Source organism: Duganella caerulea, assembly GCF_040362985.1.
GTDB classification, from domain to species: Bacteria; Pseudomonadota; Gammaproteobacteria; order Burkholderiales; family Burkholderiaceae_D; genus Rugamonas; species Rugamonas vulcania.
This window is the reverse complement of record NZ_BPWJ01000002.1, coordinates 118,147-137,576: the sequence shown is the minus strand read 5'-3', so window position 1 is coordinate 137,576 and position 19,430 is coordinate 118,147. Positions and strand designations below refer to the sequence as shown.

Genomic DNA, 19,430 nt, shown 5'->3' with positions numbered 1-19,430 from the left:
CCGATGCGGTTCCGCCTACTGATACACTTTTTATGACTCCTTTTAAAAAATCTTGTATTGCGTATAAAAATGCGAATAAAAAAAAGCCTGCGTGGACGCAGGCTTTGGGTCTATCTGGCCTAGTGCTGAGACTAAGCCGCCATGCGTACACTACCTCGACATCCGTCCATTAGGAACGATAGGCCCACCACTAGCACCAGTTCGCCTTCGGCCGAACGCGCGGTGCCGGTGATGCCCTCGACGCTAATCGCGGTCATCGGTTTAATCACCAGGTCGGCGGTACCGTCGACCGCTTCCACCGCCAGGATGTACGGCTGTGGTGCGGAGACAACAATACCCACCTTCTCGCGGCAGCTCTCGTAGCCCAGCGAATCGGCCAGCGAACGCACCGGCAGCGGACGTCCCTGGTCCTTGAGCACCGGCGCGCCGCCCACTTCCATGAACACTTCCGGCAGCTCGACCACGCGCTGCACCACGGCCATCGGCAGCGCCAGCGCGGCGCCCGAGGTCGACACCAGCATGGTCGGCACGATCGACAGCTCGATCGGCAGGCGAATGGCGAACTTGGTGCCCTTGCCCAGCGACGATTCGATGTGGATGGCGCCGCGGTTCTTCTCCACGGCGGTCTTCACCACGTCCATGCCGACGCCGCGTCCGGACACGCTGGACGCGACTTCCTTGGTCGAGAAGCCCGGCAAGAATACCAGCTGGAAGCATTCGTCGTTGGTCAGCTGCACCGATTCGGAGATCAGGCCTTTTTGCTGGGCCTTGGTGCGCAGCACCACCGGATCCATGCCCTTGCCGTCGTCCTGAAGCACAATCATAACGCTATTTGCTTCCTGCCATGCTTTAAGCGAGATATACGACTTGGCCGGCTTGCCCGCCGCCAGCCGGTCTTCCGGCGATTCGACGCCGTGGTCCAGCGAGTTGCGCAGCATGTGCACCAGCGGATCGTACAGGCTGTCCACCACCACGCGGTCGACTTCGGTCTCCGCGCCTTCAATGGTCAGCTCGACGTCCTTGCCCAGGTCCTTGGCCAGCTCGCGCACCAGGCGCGGGAATTTCTGGAACAGGCGACCAACCGGCTGCATGCGGGTCGCCAGCGTGGCGCGCTGCAGCTCGGTGGAGTAGCGCGAGGCGCGTTCCAGCGTTTCGGCCAGCGTCGCCATCAGCGTCTGGGCCTGGCCTTCGAACTTGAACTGCAGCAGGCGTTCCAGCAGCACGGCGGCCTGGTTGGCGGCCTGCACCGATTCGCCGGCCACTTCCAGCAGCGCGTCCAGCTTGACGGCGTCGACCCGGATCGATTCTTCCTTGGCCGGCGCGGCGTGCGGACGCTCTTCGCGTTTCTCGGCCGCTTCGCGCTTGGCCGGCGACGAGGCCGGGTTGGCGACCTGCACGGCGGCCACGACGGCGGCCAGCTCGGCGGCAGGGATCGGCGCCGACGGGGCGGACTGCGCCGGCGCGGCGGCTGCCGCAGGCTTGGTGTAGCTACCTGGCGGCATCACGGCTTCGTACATGCCTTCCCAGTCCAGGCCGTCGGCGGATGGCGCGGCGGCTGGAGCCGACGGTGCGGCAACCGGCGCGGCGGCTACCGGCGCGGCCGCAGGGGCTGGGGCGGCGGCCTTAGGCGGCGCGGCGGTGGTCTTGCCTTCGATGGCGTCGGTCAGGATGACTTCCAGGTCCTTGGGCATGGCTGGCAGGCTGTCCGGCTCGGCGCCGTTGTTCAGCTCAGCGAGCTGGTCGGCCACGAAGCCCGAGGCCTGCAGCGCCGCCTCGATCGCGATCGGCGTCACCGGCGCGGCGCCGGTGCGCAGCGCGTCGAACAGGTTCTCGGTCAGGTGGCAGGCCGCCACCAGCGCCGGCAGGCCCATGAAACCGGCCCCGCCCTTGATGGTGTGGAAGGAGCGAAACACCGCGTTCAGCGTTTCCTTATTGTCCGGGTCGCGTTCGAGCCGCAGCAGATGCTCTTCAACGTTGACCGCAAGATCCATCGCCTCGACGACGAAATCCTTGAGCATATCGTCCATTAGAATCCCAGATCAGCAAGCAGGTCGTCGACATTGTCCTGGTTCAGGGCAACGGCCGGAGCCGAAGGGCCTTGCATCAGGCTCACCTCTTTTTGCGCGATTTTCTCGCGTACCGCCGGCGGCGCGTTGTCGCGCAGCAGTTCTGCCAGTTCGTGCTCCACCGTCTTGGTGATGTTCACGACTTTCTTGATCAGTTGGCCGGTGATGTCCTGGAAGTCCTGGGCCATCATGATTTCCAGCAGGCGGGCTTTCTCGGCCTCGGTGGCGGCCGACACGGCCACGGCGAACGCTTGCGAGTCGCCGGCCAGTTGCTTGAACTGGTCCAGGCTCAGCTTGCCGGCGAACAGGTCCGCCCAGCGGGTTTCCATTTCCTTGGATTTCTTCGACAGCGTGTCCTGCTCCGGCATGCCCTCGTCCAGGGTGTTGAGCACCTTGTTGGCGGCTTGCTCGGTCAGCGTGGCGACGTATTCGAGGCGGTCCTGGGCATCGTTGATCTGCGACGACGCTTCGGTCAGCGCCTTGTCGTAGCCCAGTTCGCGCAGCGAATCGTGCAGCAGGCGCACGATGCCGCCCAGGCGTTCGAACATGGGCTTGTCTTCGCCGTCGACCGCGCCATCGGCCGGCGCGGCGGCTGCCGCAGCTGCCGGGGCCGGCGCGGGGGCGGCTGCCACCACGTCCGCCGGACGGGCCGACGCCACTTCGTCGAACAGGCTTTCCAAATCGTCTTCCGCAGCGGCAGCAGGCGCTGGAGCAGGCGCTGCGGTCTTGCTCTGGGCAGACACCTCGTCAAATAGTGCGTCGAAATCGTCAGCGGCGTTGGTCATAATCCCTGCTTCTCCATAATTTGTAAAATTGCTGCCCTAAAATTGCTTGCTTGTGATGACGCTCGGCAATATAACGCACTTACCCGAGTGTATCAGGGCACAGCCAGATTATTCAATCCCAGAGTGAGGTCGCCTGCCCTGCGCTCCGGGTCAAAGCCAAGTTCCGTTGTATTTGGTGATACTAACATTGGTTAGATAGGCAAAACACGCTTTGAGACACAAAAGTAGTGCCGCCGTGCAAAAAAAGCGGGTAAAAAGTGGGAAAGACCACAAGCGCGCCCCAGCGTAAAGGGCTTTTATTTGATAAGCATCAAGTCTTTCCATACTAACAATAATGTAAATCGGGACTACAATTAAGAGCAGCCAGCTGGTTTTAAAAGGAGGTTCATCATGTACCGCAAAATCCTGATCACCACCGACGGTTCCGCCGTTTCCAGTAAAACCGCCTGCGCCGGGGTGGCCTTCGCCGAGCAGATGAAGGCCGAGGTGCTGGTGCTGTTCGTGGCGCCGGAATACCAGTATCCGATCTATGTCGAGATCATCCCGCCCAGCTACCCCAGCGAGGACGAATACCGCGCCGCGATGCTGCGGGCCGGCAAGGAGCACACGCAGGACGTGGTCGATTCCTGCGCCAAACGCGGCGTGCCGTGCGAGGCGCTGACCGCGTTCGCGGAAAGCGCGGCGCTGCAGATCGTCGATGTGGCGGAAAAACACCATTGCGACCTGATCTTCATGGGTTCGCACGGCCGCAGCGGCTGGGGCCAGCTGTTGCTGGGCAGTGTGACCAACAAGGTGTTGTCGCATGCGAAAACACCGGTGCTGGTGCATCGCCTGATCAAGGAACCCGGCAGCAAATAAAAAGCGGGTTTGATGCTTTTTATAGTAAGATCACAAGATTATTTCAAAAATAATAAAACTTACTTTTAGTCACTTTTTTTAAGCATCTCTATGATCCGAATTGTCATCGCCGACGACCACACCATCATGCGCGAGGGTCTCAAGCGCATCCTCGACGGCGCGCCCGACATCGACATCGTAGGCGAGGCCATCGACGGCTTCGAGGTCCTGGGCCACGTACGCCAGGGCGGGTTCGACCTGCTGCTGCTGGACTTGTCCATGCCCGGCCGCAGCGGGGTCGACCTGATCCGCCAGATCAAGGCGGAGGCGCCCAAGCTCGCCATCCTGATCCTCACCATGCACGAGGAGGAACAGTACGCGGTGCGCGCCATCCGCGCCGGCGCCCAGGGCTACCTGACCAAGGAAAGCGCCGGCACCCAGCTGGTCGGCGCCATCCGCAAGGTCGCCTCCGGCCGCCCCTACATCAGCACCGAGGTGGCCGAGCAATTGGCGCTCAACATCATGATGCCCAACGAGAGCCTGTTGCATAAACAGCTGTCGGACCGCGAATTCGAGGTTTTTTCGCTACTCGTGGCCGGAAAATCGATCACGGAAATCGCCAACAGCTTGCATCTTAGCGTCAAGACCGTCAGCACCCACAAGACCCGCATCATGCAGAAAATGGGCATGAGTTCCCTCTCAGAAATGGTGCAATATGCCGTCGCGCACCGTTTGTTATCTCCCTTCAAGACCTGATCCGGCCGTCCGCCATTAGGACAACTCCTACAATGCTGCGCCCTCTCCTACGCGCAGATTCAGCCATTGCTGATATCTATCTCCCCCCCGCGTTGGCATACTGAAACCATACGATTCATGCTGCATGGCTACACATCGCAGCATGATGCCGTGGCACACCACAACAGGAAACCAAGCAGCGCGGCCTCGTCCAGTTCCCGTCCTTTCTCAAAGCCATACCCTGTACACAGGAGATCAACATGCTGTCTACGCAAGCGTCTGAAATTCGCCCGGCTACCACTGCCACCATGCAGTCCTCCTCGATGGAGGCCGGCCGTCAGCGCCAGGGGCGGCTCTGGTCCAACCTGAAGGAAGTGTGCGACCTGCTGCACATCCCGGCGGCCTGCTCGATCAGCAACGAGGAGCTGCTGTTCCAGCACGTGCAGTTCAAGACCGGCCAGCGCATCCACACCATCGGCCAGCCGTTCGACACGCTGTACATCGTCAACTCCGGCTTCCTGAAGACGGTGCTCATCGACGAGTTCGGCAACGAGCAGGTGCTCAGCTTCCCGATGAAGGGCGACATGCTGGGCGTGGACGGCATCCACACCCGCCATTATTCCTCCGAGGCCGTGGCATTGTCCGACTGCGACCTGATCCTGCTGCCGTTCAAGAAGCTGACGGCGCTGGGCCGGGTCCACCTGGAACTGGAAAACATGATGTACGGCGTCATGAGCCGCGAGCTGGTGCGCGAGCAGGCCATGATCGGCATGCTGGGCGCGCTCAGCGCCGAGGCGCGCGTGGCGCGCTTCCTGGTGTCGCTGGCCGAGCGCTTCGCGCAGATGGGCTATTCCAGCAAGCTGTTCAACCTGCGCATGACGCGCCACGAGATCGGCAGCTACCTCGGCCTGACGCTGGAAACGGTCAGCCGCACGTTGTCGGCCTTCAACGAGATCGGCCTGATCAGCGTGGACCAGCGCACCATCGGCATCAAGGATCCGGAGGCGCTCAAAACCCTGCGCCGCCTGCCGCCCTCACGCACCCGCGCCAAGCAACAGGCCGCCGCCAAGGCCAAGGGCGAAGAGGCCGCCGCGCCCGCCCAGTTGCTGGCCGCGCTGTAGCCAGCTCCCGTACCCAGCTTGGGCCCGGTTTCTCCTGCCGGGCCTTTTTTTATTTGCGGCGGCCCGGCAGGCAATAACTCCCAAATAACGCTTGCATTCCTTCCGTGCTTCCACAATAATGAATGCAAATACGAATCATTCTTATTAAGGAGCCCTGAAGATGACCACGACCCTGCCAGCCACCCCACCCGCCATCCACGCCGCCGTCGTGGCAGCGCCGGCCGCCGTGCCGACCAAGCGCATCACCAGCGCCAGCCTGATGGGCGATGGCCGAGAAGTCGAGATCGAACATTCGGGCCGCATTTACCGCCTGCGCATCACCCAGCTCAACAAGCTGATCCTGACCGCGTGACGGACACGGTTCACTGTGCGTGAACCAGGGCGCCAGCGCGCCCTCCCCCTCCCCGAGTAGCCAGCCGTACGCCAGCCAGACTCTCCACTGATCCCAGGAGCGTTTGATGGCCATAGACCGTAGCAATCCGATTTTTCTCGCCCCGTCGCACGGCGGACACAATCCAGAACTGATGCTGTCCGCCGTGCTGCATCTGATGTCGCACTACACCGCCGGCAGCGACGACGCCGGCGGCTGCGTCAAGCTCGCCTCGGTGATCGAACGCCATCTGAAGGCGCTGGCCGGCCTGCCCGACCTGGCGCCGGTGCTCAGCGCCACCTGCCAGCAGCTGTCCGAGCAGTGGGCCGCCGTGGTCGAGCGCAACCTGCACGCCCAGGAAAAAAGCAATTTCCTCAGCCGCATCATGGCGCGCGCCCGCACCGCGCCGGCCGCCGCGTAAGGAGCGCGCGCCCATGTGCGAAAAACACGATCCGCTGGCGGCCATCATCGCCGCCGCCATGCCGCAGGTGGCCGGCACGCTGGCACCGCCGCGCCACGCCGAACAGCAGGTGGTCAAGCCCGTCATCGTCAACGTGGCGCAGGCGCTGGACCAGGCCCACGCCTCGCGCCGCCGCCGGCTGTGGGAGCTCGGCCATGCCTGCCACTGCCCGCTGGTCGGCGTCGGCTTCCCGCTGGGCGTGCTGCGCAAGCTGGTGGACAAAGTCACGTCGGGCAAAGTGCTGGCTGACGACTACGAAGTGCATGTCGGCGCCGTCACCGAATGTGGCAGCCGCAACCGCCTGTCGGAGGCGCTGCAGAAAGAACTGGAGCGGCGCTACGCCGCCGTGCTGCTGCGCTTCCGCGCCGCCAAAAGCACCGCTGACGTGGCCGCGCTGTGGCGCACCGCCGTGGCCAACGGCGACGTAGCCGGCGCCTTCTGGGCCGGCCTGACGCATCCGCGCTGCAACGCCGAGCTGGAAGAACAGATGTGCCGCGACCTGCACATGGTGCAGCACCAGGCCGGCGCCTGCGTGCGCGCCGACATCAACAAATTCAACGCCACGCTGGCCGAGAACGCGCGCCTGGCACACGACCTGTCCAAGGCCCAGCAGCGAGCCGCCGCCCTGCTGGCCGACAAGAGCGCGGACGGCGAACGGCACGCGGCGCAGCTGATGCAGTTGCGCGCGCAGTCGGTCGGCAAGGACAGCATGATCGATTCGCTCAAGGCCGAGCTGGAACAGTTGCGCGAGTCCATCCCCGGCCTGGAAAGCCGCGCCCGGCTGGCCGAGCGTTTGATGCAGATGGAGGAACGCGAACGCGGCATGCGCAACCAGGTCGCCGAGCTCAAGCTGGAGCTGGCGAAGGCGCGCGCGGCGGCCGAGCCGGCGCCGGCGCAGGAGGAGCCGCGCGAAGTCGTCGAACACGTGATGCGAATGCCGCTGAGCCTGAACGACCGCGCGGTGCTGTGCGTGGGCGGACGCAGCGGCAACGTCGCCACCTACCGCGAGCTGATCGAGCGCGAAGGCGCGCAGTTCGCCCACCACGACGGCGGCCTGGAGGACAACGCCAACCGCCTCGACGCCAGCCTGGCCGCGGCCGACCTGGTGATCTGCCAGACCGGCTGCATCAGCCACAGCGCCTACTGGCGGGTCAAGGACTACTGCAAGCGCAACGGCAAGCGCTGCGTGTTCATCGACAACCCCAGCATCTCCAGCCTGGCGCGCGGCCTCGAACAAGCGAACGCCGAATAAAAAAAGCCCTGACCGATACAACCGGTCAGGGCTCTCCCACTTACTTCAACAACTTAGAACGCCAGCGTGCCGGTCAGGTAGACCGTGCGGCCGATCTGGTCGGTGTAGCGTGGATCGAAGCCGACCTGGTGGCCCGACGAGGCGCGCAGCGACAGCGGCGGTTCGCGGTCCAGCAGGTTCTTCACGCCCATGCGGATCGAGGCGGTCTTGGTCAGCGCCAGCTTGCCCTGCCAGTCGATCGTCAGGTACGACGGCACCCACAGACGGATGCTCTCGTCCTTGCCGCTGTCGACGTTACGCACGGTCGCTTGCGCGTCGCGGTAGCCGTTGCGGTAGTTGGCGCTCAGCGTGTTGCTCAGCTTGCCGGTGTCCAGCGTCAAGCCGGCGCGCACGATGTGGCGGAAAGCTACCTTGTTGTCGACGCCGAAGAAGTTCAGGTCGCTGGTCCAGTCGCCGTCGGTGCCCGGACGGGTGTAGTCCGACTTCATCAGGTAGGTGCCGTTCAGGTTGGCGGTCAGCTGACCGAACGAGAACTTTTGGCGGCCCACCAGGTCATAGTCGATACCTTGGTTGTGGGTCTTGCCGATGTTGATCGACAGGCTCTTCATCGCCCAGTAGGTGTTGCCGGTCGATGGCTCGGTGAAGGTGCTGAACAGGTCGCGGAACTTGGCCGGGTTGGCGAAGATCTGCTGCTCGCTGATCGACGACACGGCGTCGGTGATCTTCACGTCCCACAGGTCGGCGCCGAACGAGAACGACGGGCTAGGCTCGACGCGGAAACCGATCGAGTACTGCTTGGAACGCTCAGGCTTCAGCTGCTCGTTACCGCCGGACAGCACGTTGTACTGCACATTGCCAGGACGGCACATGTCGGTGCCTGGGAATGGGCAGGCGTAGCTGTTGGACGTCACGCCGGCGCTGACCAGCGGCTGGCCGATGTCGAGCATGCTGGGCGCCTTGAAGCCGGTGCCGTAGGAGCCGCGGAACAGCAGGGTCTTGGTAGGCTGCCAGCGGGCCGACACCTTGTAGGTGCTGGCCGACTGGGTCTCGCCCATCTTGCGGTGCGCCAGCAGGTTGTCGACGCCGTCGATGCTGTCGTAGCGGCCGGCCAGGGTCACTTCCAGCTCCTTGGTCAGCGGCGCCAGCAGCTCGCCGAACACGCCGTACGAGGCGCGCTTCATGTCGTACGCGGCTGGCGCGCTCAGGTTGTAGACCATGCCGCTGGCCGCGGCGGCCGATGGGGTCTGCTGGTAGGCGTACTCGCGGTAGTCGGCGCCGATACCCAGGTTGGCGGCGCCGCCTGGCAGCGTGAACACTTCGCGCGAACCGTGCGCGTCCACGCCCTTGAGCGTGGTCGACGCTTCGCGGATCGAACCGTGGAAGATCGAGTTGGCGATCTGGGCCTTGGTGGCGTCGCTCTGGTTGCCGATCGGCGCGAACGGATTGAAGGCGTTGGTGGCCAACATGTCCTTGAATTCCTTGGTCAGCGCGTAGCCGCCCACATAGCGCTCGTCGAGCTTGTTGCGCGACCAGGTCAGGCCGGTGCCGAAGCTCCAGGCGCCGATCTCGCCGTCCGCGCCGATGACCAGGTGCTGGGCGTCGGTCACGGTCTGGCTGTCGCGGGTGCCCCAGTCGTAGGTGCGGTAGCTGCCCGACACTTGCTTGACGTTGGCGGCTTGGTCGGCGGTCAGGTATGGCAGCACGTAGGTGTTGTAGCGGTCCGAACCCGGCGCGATGGTGAACGGCGCGATGTTCTGCGCGATGCGCGCGGTCAGGTCCAGGCGCGACAGCGCCATCTCGGCGAACACGGTGATGTCGTCGCTGGCCTTGTACTGGGCCTTGGTGAAGAAGCTGTCACGCTTGTTCTGCGGCGAGATTTCCACCGCCGGGGTGGAGTCGAACGAGCAGTTGCGGGTGTCGGCCGTGTTGTTCAGGCTCACGTAGGTCTGCTTCGGGCAGCTGCCGTTCTGCGCCAGGTAAGGGCTGAAGCCGATCGGCGCCAGGCCCTTGTTGAAGGTCACGCCGACGTTGGCCGGGGCGGCCGCGGGGCTGGTGCGGTCGTAGATGTAGTTGTGGCCGTTGTAGTTGAACGGGATGTACGAGGTCGACGCGAACGAACGGTCGGTGGCCTTGACCGGGCTCTGCTCGTCGTGGCGGTAGGTCGCCAGGATGTTGAAGCGGTCTTCCTGCAGATCGCCGAAGCCGTAGGTCAGGTTGGTGTTGTACGACTGGCCTGGACGGCCGCTGGTCGGCTGCGACCAGGTGGCGTCGATGGTGCCGCCCTGGGCGTTTTTCTTCAGGATGAAGTTGATCACGCCGGCGATCGCGTCCGAACCGTACAGGGCGGAGGCGCCGTCGGTCAGGATCTCGACGCGCTCAACCGCGCTCATCGGGATGGAGTTCAGGTTGATGGTGCTGCCCGAGCCGGTCGGCGCAATGCGGCGGCCATCCAGCAGGACCAGGGTGTAGCTCTCGCCGATGTTGTGGATCGAGGCGGACACGATGCCGCCCGAGTTGGAACCGGCGGCGGTGGCGGCGATGCTGAAGCCCTGCATCGCGGGCAGCGATTGGATCAGGTCGGCAACGGTGGTGGCGCCGGTCTTGGCGATTTGTTCTTGCGACAGGCGCTGCACTGGCAACGCGCCTTCGACGGCGATGCGCTTGATGCTCGAGCCGGTGATTTCAACTTTCTGGATAGCCTCGTCTGCGAAGGCCTGGCCAGCGATCAGTACCGTACCGGTCAGCACGCTCAGGGCGATACGCACGGAGCGCACGCCGATTTTTTCTTGCAATACCATTCAAACTCCCGATTAAAAACGTAAAAACCGAGAGCAATGCCATACCGCTGTGTTACGACTGCAAACCGAAGATGCACCGAAAGTCAGGGAGTCGAAGTGACCAACATTGCTCTTCGATAACAGAATTATCGGGCCTGCCGGTACATTTTGATACATTGTTGAAGCAAATTTAGAACAAACCTCACAAGTTTGCTCTGCGCGGCTTATGACAAAATTAAATTTCAATATTTGTTCGATGATATATGGATAAAACGTAATATTTTGATATTCTCAGAATGTTCAAATACGCACCATTGCGGTGCGTTGTAATGAAACGTCAATAAACGTCGCGCCGGTAGCGGCCGGCGGCGGCCAGCTGGTCCAGCGCTTCGCGGCCCAGCGCGGTGGCCAGCGCGGCGTCGACGCCGGCCGCCATGCCGTCCAGGCTGCCGCACACGTAGATGGCGGCGCCGGCCGCGATCCAGGCGCGCAGCTCGTCCGCCTGCTCGGCCAGGCAGTGCTGCACGTAGCGCCGCTGCGGCTGGTCGCGCGAGTACACCAGGTCCAGCTTTTCCAGCTTGCCGTGCAGCTGCCAGGCCGCCAGTTCGTCGCGATAGTGGGCGTCGTGGGCGGCGTTGCGCTCGCCGAACAGCAGCCAGTTGCGAGCCCGTCCGGACGCCACGCGCGCCTTCAAGTGGCCGCGCAGGCCGGCGATGCCGCTGCCGTTGCCGATCAGGATCAGCGGGCGTTGCGCGTTGTCCTCCAGGCGGAAGCGGCGATGCTGGCGCAGGCGCAGCTGGATGGTCTGGCCGGGCTCGACCTGCCGCGTCAGCCAGCCGGAGGCGGCGCCGTGGCTGCCGTCCGCGTGCGTGTGCAGGCGCACCAGCAGGTGCACGCGGCCGTCGGCCGGAATCGAGGCGATCGAGTATTCGCGGGCGCGCTCGGGATCGGCGGGCGCGCAGACCTGCACCAGGTCGCCCGACTCCCAGGCCGGCAATACGCCGTTCGCGGGCTCCAGCTCCAGGTGGTACAGCGGCGCGCCGGCGCTGCCCGGATTGAGCAGCACGCGCCCGGCCAGGCGCCAGGATTCGAAGGCCGGCGCGCTCCAGTCCGGCGCGTCGCTGGTGCCGGCAAGATGGCTGAGCTGCTGGCGCCAGGCGTCGATGGCTTCGGCCGAACTGCGGTTCACCTCGATGCGCGGGAACAGGCTTTGCGCGCCCTGCTCCCGCAGCCACTGGTCCAACGCGCGGCCGAAGCCGCAGAACTGGGCGTAGGCGCTGTCGCCCAGCGCCAGCACGGCGTAGTGCAACTGCGGCAGTGGCAGGCCGTTGGTCATCAGGCGCCCTGCGAAGGCGGCGGCGGCGTCCGGCGCGTCGCCCTCGCCGTAGGTGCTGACCAGGAACAGGATGCGCTCGGCGCGTTGCAGGTCGTCCGCTTGCAGCTCGGACAGCTCGCTCAGTTGCGCCGGGATGCCGGCCAGGCGCAGCGTCGCCAGCGTCTGGCCGGCCAGTTCCTCGGCGTTGCCTGTCTGGCTGGCGTAGGCCACGATCCAGCCCGGGTTGGCGGCCGCGTCGGCCTTGGCGCGCTGCGCGGCCAGGCGCTTGCGCCGCGTGCGCAGGTAAGGCGCCAGGCAGACCAGCGCGTAGCTCATCGCCAGGCTGGCTACCAGCATCAATCGGGTGGGGTCGTTGGTCCAGATCATTCGTCGAGCATGCTGCGTAGATGGGTGGTCATGTGTTCGGTGTAGCCGCCGTCCGGTTGGCGGACGACGAAGCGGGCGGCCAGGCCCTGCCGCTCGGCCAGGCGCAGGCCGTGCTCGCAGCCCAGCACCGTCAGCGCGGTGGACCAGGCGTCGGCGGCCATGCATTGGGGATGCACCACGGTGACGGAGGCCAGGTCGTTGGCGATCGGCATGCCGTTGCGCGGGTCGATGGTGTGGGAGTAGCGCCGGCCGTCCAGCTCGAAATAGCGGCGGTAGTCGCCCGAGGTCGCCACCGACAAGCCATGCAGCGCCAGCACCAGCTCGTCCGGCTGCCGTGCGTCGACGTCGGCCGCCAGCTGCAGCGCCAGTTCATCCGGCCGCCCGGCGCCGCCCTCGTCCGGCTGCGGCGAGCCGGCGTCGCTCACCGTCTCCAGCGCCGATTCGTCTGGCCGCCGCGCGCCGGTATCGATCACCTGCTCCAGCGCCACCCACCACGGCTGGCCGTCCGGCTTGACGCCGGCGCCGCGCAGCTCGCCGCCGACTTCGACCAGGCAGTGCGCGTAACCTTGCGACTTCAGGTAATACGCCAGCCGGTCCACGCTGTAGCCCTTGGCCACGGACGACAGATCGAGCTGCACACCGCCCGGCTGCCAGGCGCGTCGGCTTTCACGGTCCAGCAGCGCTGGCTGCAAGGCCAACGCCGCACCGATCTGCTCGGCCGACGGCGGCACGAAGTCCGGCTGGCCGAACCTGCCGTGCGGGCCGAAGCCCCACAGGTTGACCAGCGCGCCGGCGCAGGGATCGCAGGCGCGGCCGGACTCGCGGGCCACGTCCAGCGCAAACGCCAGCACGTCGAAAAAGGCCGGCGGCAGCTGCTGCCAGCTGCCCGCTTCCGCGCGGTTGAAACGGCCCAGGTCGGAATCGACTTCCCAGTGGCTCATCTCGGCCACCACGGCATCGAGCTGTTGCTGCAAGCCTTGCCGCACATGGGCGCAGGCGTCGTCCGGCGCGGCCACCAGCCGCGCCGACCAGCTGGTGCCCATGCTGTGGCCGGCGAAATCGCGGATCACGCCGCCGGCGGGCGCCGGTTCTTCGGACACGACATGAGGCAGCAAGACCCGGCGCATGGTGAGCGTACGCGCCTTATTGCGGCAGGATTTCCACCGTCGCCGCGTAGCTGACGCGGCGCGGCGGCATCTGCGGCGGCTGGCCCGGCACCTGCGGCGCGGCGGCCGGCCAGGCGCTGCTGACCAGGTACATGCCCGCCGCCGGCAGCTCGAATGTGGCCTCGCCGTTGGCGTCGGTGTTCTTGCGCAGCTCGCCCAGCGTGCCGCGATAGCGCACGCCGCCCGGGATCAGGCTGAAGCCCTGGTTGGCCGCAGGCTTGCCGTCCAACAGGAAGCGCCACGTGGCCTTCTCGCCCGCCCGCATGTCGTTCGGATGCGTCACCGGCACCAGCTCCAGTCCCACGCCGGTCGGCTTGAACACCGCCATGTCCGGCGTACCGGTGGACACGAAGGTCTCCAGCCGGCTCTGCACGCGCGTCAGCTTGACGTCGGTCACGTCGGCCGGCACATCCTTGGCCAGCGATTCCTCGCTGCCACGGAAGCGCTTCATCTCGCCTTCCTTGTTCTTGTAGCTGCCCATCACGCCCTGCGACACCAGCGCGATGCGGTAGGTGCCGGGCTTGGGCAGCTTGAGGTCGAAGGTGTTGCGCAGCTTGCCGTTGTTGACGTTCTCCATGTTCAGCTTGCCGCCGTCCGGGCCGGTGATGACGATGCCGTCCAGCTTGAGCGGCTGGTGGTCGATGTCGAACAGGCCTTCGGAAATGGCGGCGTCCACCGTCACCCAGGCTTCCTTGCCTTCGACGATGGTGGACGACGGCAGCAGCCACGGCTTGTGCGCCTGCGCGCTCAGCGACAGGCCAGCCAGCGCCAAAGCAATAAACGATTTATACAGTTTCATGAGCAAGCCTTAAGGTTTGAGTTGAACCACCACGGCGCCCAGCTCTTCCTTGCCCTGGCCGCTCACGTTCTGCGCCGACTTCGGAGGCCATTGCAGCGGCACCTTGACCGCCTCGCGGCCGCCGGCTTCGCGCGCCGCCTCCACCACCAGCGTGTACTGGCCGGCCGGCAGCTTGTCCAGCGTGGCCTTGGCGCCCGGGAAGGTCAGCGACTGCTCGCCCGGCGCCCTGGTCGCGCCGCTCACGCCGTCCATCGGCATCGCCAGGTCGCGGCCGCTCTTGCGCCACCATTGACGGACATCCTTGAGCCACTTGGTGCCGGCGTTGTCCTTCTTCTTGGTGTCGTACAGCACGGCCAGGTTGGCCACCACTTTCTGGTCGGCGTTTTCCAGCCACGCGGCGATGTAGGGACGGTGGTATTCGGCCACATTCAGTTGCGGCACTTCGAGCTTGAGCGCGAGCTCGGCGCCCATGGCCGAGGCACTGGCCAGCGGCAGGCTGAGTGCGATGGAGTAGCGTAATTTCATGGAGAACCTGTCGTGAGATTAATGAATGAACAGCAGTGCGATAACAAACGGAATCAGGATGCCCAGGCCCACCATCGGCCAGGTGAACGGCCGGTTGGCCGCATGGAATTTCAAGATCAGCAGGCCGGTGATGCAGAACACCAGGCAGGCGCCGGCGAAAATGTCGATGAACCAGTTCCAGGCCGTGCCGGTGTTGCGGCCCTTGTGGACGTCGTTAAGCCAGGAGATCCAGCCACGGTCGGTGTTCTCGAATTCGGCCGCGCCGTCCTCCAGCGCGATGCGCACCCAGGCGTCGCCGCCGGCCTTGGGCAACGGCAGATAGACTTCATCGGCGGCCCACTCGGCCACGCGGCCACCAGCCTGCACCTTCCAGGTGTCGCGCAGCCATTGCTCGGCGGCGGCCGGCAACGGTTCCTTGGCGCCGTCGTGGCCGGCGGCGTAGGCGCGCAGTTGCGCGGTCAGCGCGGCCGGCACGGTGGCCTGCTGGCGCACCACGGTCGGCTTGGCCTCGATCTGCGACGCGTGGTTCAGCGTGATGCCGGTGATGGCGAACAAAAACATGCCCAACAGGCACATCGCCGAACTGACCCAGTGCCATTGATGCAGATGCTTGAGCCATACGGCACGGCTGGCGTTGCGGGCGGAGGCTGCGGCTTGGGCGCTCAAGGACTGTCCTTCTTCATTAGGATAATTTTAGATGATAATGATTATCATTTGCAAAGTCAATTGCCAGCATGTATCGCTAATGTAAAACAACGTGAAGTCACGCACGGTGCGCGCGCCCGGGGACGGCTATGGTGGAGGGACCGTCCACTATCATGGAGGCGCATCATGCCGCTCTACAATCAGGAACAGATCCATGCCCTCGCGGCGCGGATCAAGGATGTGCCGGTCGGCATGTTCACCACATCGGGTGACCAGAACGTGCTCACCTGCCGCCCGCTGCCCACGCAGCAGATCGACAACGAGGGCAACCTCTGGTTCTTCACGGCGGACGACGCCGACTTCACCGCCGACCTGAAACAGCATCCCGACGTCAACATCAGTTTTTCCAATCCGAAGGAGAACCTGTACCTGTCGGTGTCCGGTCATGCCTGCATGCTGAAGGACCGCGCCAAGGCGCGCGAGCTGTGGCACCCGACGGTGCGGGGCTGGTTTCCCGGCGGGCTGGACGATCCGCACCTGGCGCTGATACGGGTGCGCGTGCAGACCGCCGAATATTGGGATGCCGGCGCCGGCAAGATGAAGCAGCTGTTGCAGTTGGCCCGCACCGCCATCAGCGGCCGCACGCCGTTGCAGATGGGCCGGCACACCACGATCTGCCTGTAATCCTCGCGCGCACGCGAAAACCCGCCGGCATTGGGCGCGCTGCAAACGCGTCCAGTGCCAGCGGGTTGTTTAGCTGACGGCGCTTACGCGCTCACGCCTAGGACTTGGAGCCCGAGCTGCCCGACGATCCCGAACGGCTGGAACCGCCCCGGCTGCCCTTGCCGTTCTCCTCATCGTCCTCCTTGCCGCCCTTGGATGCGCTGCCGGGCGTGCTGCTCTGGCTGCTGCGGGCGTCGTTCTTGTGGCTCATGCTGCCGGCGCGGCGCGCCTCCTCCGAAGTGAATTCGTGCGCCGTGCCTTTCTCGTGGGCCGCGCGGCCGCCTTCCGCCGCGATCTCACGTTGCTGTTCCGGGTCCATGGAAGCGAAGCCGCGCTTGCTGGTGTCCTTCTGCTGGCTGCCGGATTTGTCGCCCTGCTTGCTGCCTTGGTCGTGGTCCTGATTGGATGTGGCCATGATAGTCTCCTTGAAATCTGCTGCTGTCCGATCCTGCTTGTCGCACAGGAGCAGCCATCGTAGTTCACGGCCCAGCCACACAATATAGGACGCGTGCAGGCAGCCACGTAGGACCATTCCGTGTACCGGTAAGCATGGCTAACTGAATGTCCCTCAGCGTGCGCTGCCGTTCAGATGGAATCGATCAGTTCCGCCATGAAGCCGGTGTTGTCGTTCACCTCTTGATTGATGATGACGTGTTCCTCGCCCACCATCAGCATCGCCTCGATTTCCGGCGACAGCCTTGGCGGCCCGTATGGCACTGCGCTTTCTCCCTTGGACGATGTGCTCTGCTTCCCCTGACGCGGTAGGACGGCGTTCTTTTTTCTGGTCGACATATGTAATCCGTTTTCGATGGTCAACAAACACGCGCGCCATACCGGCCGCAACGCACTGCCCTCCAGAGTATCGCGGGTGGCGCGCGCGCGCCATCGGAGGCTGCCTAGAACGAGCGTAGGACAGTCACGGAAAACGGCTAGGAGTTGAGGCCTTTCATGCCTTCCTGCGGATAGCGTTCGCCGGCGGCCATGCCGGGCGGCAGCGCCGCGCCGATGCGCGCCAGCTCCTCGCCGCTGAGCCGCACCTGCAGCGCGCCCAGGTTCTCCAGCAAATAAGGGATGCGCTTGGTGCCGGGGATGGGCACGATATCGACGCCGTACTCCCCGCCCTGCGCCAGCAACCACGCCAGTGCCAGCTGGGCCGGCGTGCAACCCTTGGCGGCGGCGATCTCGCGCACGATGTCGACGATGCGCTGGTTGGCCGCCATATTGTCCTCGGCGAAGCGCGGGCTGATCTTGCGGAAGTCGCCCTCCTCCAGCGGCGCGACCTTGCCGGTCAGGAAGCCGCGCCCCAGCGGGCTGTAGGCGCAGAACGCGGCGCCCACCTCGCGGCAGGCCTGCAGCACGCCGTCCTCCGGGTCGCGCGTCCACAGCGAGTATTCGCTTTGCACGGCGGCCACCGGATGCACGGCGGCCGCGCGCCGCAAGGTGGCCGGCGAGACTTCGCACAGGCCGATGGCGCCGATCTTGCCTTCGCGGACCAGGCCCGCCAGCGCCTCCATCGATTCCTCCAGCGGCGTCTCGGCCAGGTTCAAACGGTGTATATAGTATAAATCGATATGCTCGATGTTGAGCCGGCGCAGCGAGGCCTCGCACGCCGCGCGGATGTAGGCCGGGGAGTTGTCGACGCGGCGCTCATAGTTGCCGGCCTTGCGCACCAGGCCGAACTTGGTGGCCAGCGTGACATGCTCGCGCTTGCCTTGCAGGAAGCGGCCCAGCAGCTCCTCGTTGTGGCCGACGCCGTAGGAATCCGCCGTATCGTACAGCGTGACGCCGGCCTCATACGCGGCCTCCAGCGTCGCCAGCGATTGCGCGTCGTCGGTGGCGCCGTAGAATTCCGACATGCCCATGCAGCCCAGACCGATACCCGATAACGATAATTTCTTCATGCCGACCTCCATTGATGGTTGATGAAGCCGAGTCTAGCGGGCGCGGGCGGCGTGCGGAATGTGCAAAATCGTGATACCTTTTCAGTATCATGAGAACACTCGATACGCATGCACTACAAATGTTCGTGGCCGTGGCCCAGTGCCTGAACTTCCGCCAGGCCGCCGAGCAGCTGCACATGACGCAGCCGCCGCTGAGCCGCGCCGTGCGCCAGCTGGAGGAACGCCTGGGCGTCAAGCTGTTCGAGCGCGACACCCAGCACGTGGCGCTGACGCCGGCCGCCGCCGAGCTGCTGCCGCGCGCGCTGCGCATCCTGGCCCTGCTGGACGAGGCCGAACAGGCGCTGCAGGCGCGCCAGCCGGCCATGCGGCTGCGGCTGGGCATGACGTCGTCGATGGAGTCCGACCTGTACCGCGCCTTCACCGACGGCATTCCGGCCGTGATCGGCGGCGGCGCCGGCGCGCTGGAGACGGTGTTCGACACCTCGCCGCGCCTGGTCGCCCGCCTGCGCGCGCGGCGGCTGGACGCGGCCATCATCGCGCTGCCGACCAAGACCTTCGACCTGCCGGTGCAACCGCTGGGCAAGCAGCCGACGCTGGTGGCGCTGTCGAGCCGCCATCCGCTGGCCAGGCGCCGCAGCCTGTCGCTGGCCGACCTGCAGGACCAGCCGGTGTACTGGTTCGAGCGGGCGCGCCAGCCGGCCTTCTTCGACCACAGCCACGCCGTGTTCCGCAAGCACGGCTTCGCGCCGCGCTTCCTGCTGGAACCGCACGACCATCACGTGTTGCTCAGCGACGTGGCGGCCGGCAAGGGCATGGCGCTGCTGCCCACCTCGTTCGCGGCGATCAGCCGGACCGGCGTGGCCTACCGCAAGCTCAAGGAAGGCGACGAGCTGGCCGCCGGCCTGGGCCTGATCGTGGCCGACGGCCACCCGGCCGAGGCCCAGCTGCGGCGCCTGGCGGCCGAGACGTTGGGTTGAACCGCTGCGGTCAAGCGCGGAAACGGCTACCATACCGTCCTGACTCATTTTCACATCCAAAGACATCATGACTTTCACCCTCAGCGACACCGCCTACGGCACCGACACTCCCGAAGCCAAGCGCGCCATGTTCGACGACCTGCGCTCGCAGTTGACCGGCCTGGTGCACGGCGAAAGCGATCTGATCGCCAACACCGCCAACTTCAGCTCGCTGGTCTTCAACAGCATGCCGGGCCTGAACTGGGCCGGCTTCTACTTCCTCAAGGGCGATGAGCTGGTGCTCGGACCGTTCCAGGGCAAGCCGGCCTGCATCCGCATCAAGAAAGGCCGCGGCGTCTGCGGCACCACCGTGGTGGAGGGCAAGTCCATCGTCGTGCCGGACGTGCACGCCTTCCCCGGCCACATCGCCTGCGACGTCAACTCGCGCTCGGAGCTGGTGGTGCCGGTGCGCGGCGCCGATGGCACGATCGTCGGCGTATTCGACCTCGACAGCCCGCTGCCGAACCGTTTCGACCAGACCGACGCCGACGGCATCGAGGCGCTGGTCAAGATCCTCGAAGCCACGCTGGCCTAAGCGAACAAGGTCCCG

20 protein-coding genes are annotated in these 19,430 nt (G+C 65.2%); 9 read left to right on the top strand and 11 right to left on the bottom strand.

Features of this window, described 5'->3' with window-relative positions:
- Positions 1-131 precede the first annotated feature (131 nt).
- The gene (locus ACUJB0_RS05420) at positions 132-2,027 is read right to left on the bottom strand and encodes a chemotaxis protein CheA (RefSeq protein ID WP_444844340.1); all 1,896 of its coding nucleotides are present in this window, start codon (positions 2,025-2,027) and stop codon (positions 132-134) included.
- The gene (locus tag ACUJB0_RS05415) at positions 2,027-2,851 is read right to left on the bottom strand and encodes a protein phosphatase CheZ (RefSeq protein WP_161090085.1); all 825 of its coding nucleotides are present in this window, start codon (positions 2,849-2,851) and stop codon (positions 2,027-2,029) included. The genes ACUJB0_RS05420 and ACUJB0_RS05415 overlap by 1 nt, the downstream gene beginning before the upstream one ends.
- Positions 2,852-3,241: 390 nt before the next feature.
- On the opposite strand from ACUJB0_RS05415, the gene ACUJB0_RS05410 reads away from it, so the two are divergent.
- The 6 genes from ACUJB0_RS05410 (at position 3,242) to ACUJB0_RS05385 (ending at position 7,626) form a co-directional block, all read left to right on the top strand.
- Positions 3,242-3,709, top strand: coding sequence for a universal stress protein (locus ACUJB0_RS05410; protein ID WP_444844339.1), 468 nt, complete (start codon positions 3,242-3,244; stop codon positions 3,707-3,709).
- Positions 3,710-3,799: 90 nt separating this feature from the next.
- A complete protein-coding gene (locus ACUJB0_RS05405; RefSeq protein ID WP_008450985.1) occupies positions 3,800-4,444 on the top strand; it encodes a response regulator in 645 nt (214 codons plus the stop codon).
- A 302-nt stretch (positions 4,445-4,746) separates the two neighbouring features.
- The gene (locus ACUJB0_RS05400; RefSeq protein WP_444844950.1) at positions 4,747-5,544 is read left to right on the top strand and encodes a Crp/Fnr family transcriptional regulator; all 798 of its coding nucleotides are present in this window, start codon (positions 4,747-4,749) and stop codon (positions 5,542-5,544) included.
- 160 nt (positions 5,545-5,704) lie between these two features.
- On the top strand, positions 5,705-5,896 hold the full coding sequence (gene hemP / locus ACUJB0_RS05395) for a hemin uptake protein HemP (protein WP_161090084.1): 192 nt from the start codon (positions 5,705-5,707) through the stop codon (positions 5,894-5,896).
- A 106-nt stretch (positions 5,897-6,002) separates the two neighbouring features.
- Entirely contained in the window at positions 6,003-6,335 is a 333-nt protein-coding gene (locus tag ACUJB0_RS05390) for a hypothetical protein (RefSeq protein ID WP_161087078.1), read from the top strand.
- Between the two features lie 13 nt (positions 6,336-6,348).
- Positions 6,349-7,626 carry a DUF2325 domain-containing protein gene (locus ACUJB0_RS05385; RefSeq protein ID WP_444844338.1) on the top strand — a complete coding sequence of 426 codons (1,278 nt, stop codon included), beginning with the start codon at positions 6,349-6,351 and terminating at the stop codon, positions 7,624-7,626.
- Between the two features lie 53 nt (positions 7,627-7,679).
- On the opposite strand, the gene ACUJB0_RS05380 is transcribed toward ACUJB0_RS05385, so the two are convergent.
- From ACUJB0_RS05380 to ACUJB0_RS05355, 6 genes are all read right to left on the bottom strand, one after another.
- Positions 7,680-10,424: a TonB-dependent receptor gene (locus ACUJB0_RS05380; protein WP_444844337.1), complete on the bottom strand. Its 2,745-nt coding sequence runs from the start codon at positions 10,422-10,424 to the stop codon at positions 7,680-7,682.
- A 316-nt stretch (positions 10,425-10,740) separates the two neighbouring features.
- Complete coding sequence (locus ACUJB0_RS05375; RefSeq protein ID WP_444844336.1) at positions 10,741-12,105, bottom strand: sulfite reductase subunit alpha; 1,365 nt, start codon at positions 12,103-12,105, stop codon at positions 10,741-10,743.
- On the bottom strand, positions 12,102-13,232 hold the full coding sequence (locus tag ACUJB0_RS05370) for an FAD:protein FMN transferase (protein WP_444844335.1): 1,131 nt from the start codon (positions 13,230-13,232) through the stop codon (positions 12,102-12,104). Before ACUJB0_RS05370 ends, ACUJB0_RS05375 begins: the two co-directional genes overlap by 4 nt.
- Before the next feature lie 16 nt (positions 13,233-13,248).
- The gene (locus ACUJB0_RS05365; RefSeq protein WP_444844334.1) at positions 13,249-14,070 is read right to left on the bottom strand and encodes a DUF4198 domain-containing protein; all 822 of its coding nucleotides are present in this window, start codon (positions 14,068-14,070) and stop codon (positions 13,249-13,251) included.
- A gap of 9 nt (positions 14,071-14,079) precedes the next feature.
- Complete coding sequence (locus ACUJB0_RS05360; RefSeq protein ID WP_444844333.1) at positions 14,080-14,595, bottom strand: DUF2271 domain-containing protein; 516 nt, start codon at positions 14,593-14,595, stop codon at positions 14,080-14,082.
- A gap of 18 nt (positions 14,596-14,613) precedes the next feature.
- Positions 14,614-15,261 (bottom strand): PepSY-associated TM helix domain-containing protein, encoded by a 648-nt coding sequence (locus tag ACUJB0_RS05355; protein ID WP_444844332.1) that lies wholly within the window; start codon positions 15,259-15,261, stop codon positions 14,614-14,616.
- 165 nt (positions 15,262-15,426) lie between these two features.
- On the opposite strand from ACUJB0_RS05355, the gene ACUJB0_RS05350 reads away from it, so the two are divergent.
- Positions 15,427-15,924, top strand: coding sequence for a pyridoxamine 5'-phosphate oxidase family protein (locus ACUJB0_RS05350; RefSeq protein WP_444844331.1), 498 nt, complete (start codon positions 15,427-15,429; stop codon positions 15,922-15,924).
- A gap of 97 nt (positions 15,925-16,021) precedes the next feature.
- Here the strand turns inward: ACUJB0_RS05350 and ACUJB0_RS05345 are convergent, their stop codons facing one another.
- The 3 genes from ACUJB0_RS05345 to ACUJB0_RS05335 all read right to left on the bottom strand — a co-directional run bounded on the left by ACUJB0_RS05345 (position 16,022) and on the right by ACUJB0_RS05335 (position 17,864).
- Entirely contained in the window at positions 16,022-16,378 is a 357-nt protein-coding gene (locus ACUJB0_RS05345) for a KGG domain-containing protein (protein WP_444844330.1), read from the bottom strand.
- Positions 16,379-16,548: 170 nt separating this feature from the next.
- The gene (locus ACUJB0_RS05340; RefSeq protein ID WP_444844329.1) at positions 16,549-16,755 is read right to left on the bottom strand and encodes a hypothetical protein; all 207 of its coding nucleotides are present in this window, start codon (positions 16,753-16,755) and stop codon (positions 16,549-16,551) included.
- A 137-nt stretch (positions 16,756-16,892) separates the two neighbouring features.
- The gene (locus ACUJB0_RS05335; RefSeq protein ID WP_444844328.1) at positions 16,893-17,864 is read right to left on the bottom strand and encodes an aldo/keto reductase; all 972 of its coding nucleotides are present in this window, start codon (positions 17,862-17,864) and stop codon (positions 16,893-16,895) included.
- Between the two features lie 89 nt (positions 17,865-17,953).
- Between ACUJB0_RS05335 and ACUJB0_RS05330 the strand changes: the two genes are divergently transcribed.
- A complete protein-coding gene (locus ACUJB0_RS05330; protein ID WP_444844327.1) occupies positions 17,954-18,841 on the top strand; it encodes a LysR family transcriptional regulator in 888 nt (295 codons plus the stop codon).
- Positions 18,842-18,908: 67 nt separating this feature from the next.
- Positions 18,909-19,415: a free L-methionine (R)-S-oxide reductase MsrC gene (gene msrC / locus ACUJB0_RS05325; protein ID WP_444844326.1), complete on the top strand. Its 507-nt coding sequence runs from the start codon at positions 18,909-18,911 to the stop codon at positions 19,413-19,415.
- Positions 19,416-19,430 lie beyond the last annotated feature (15 nt).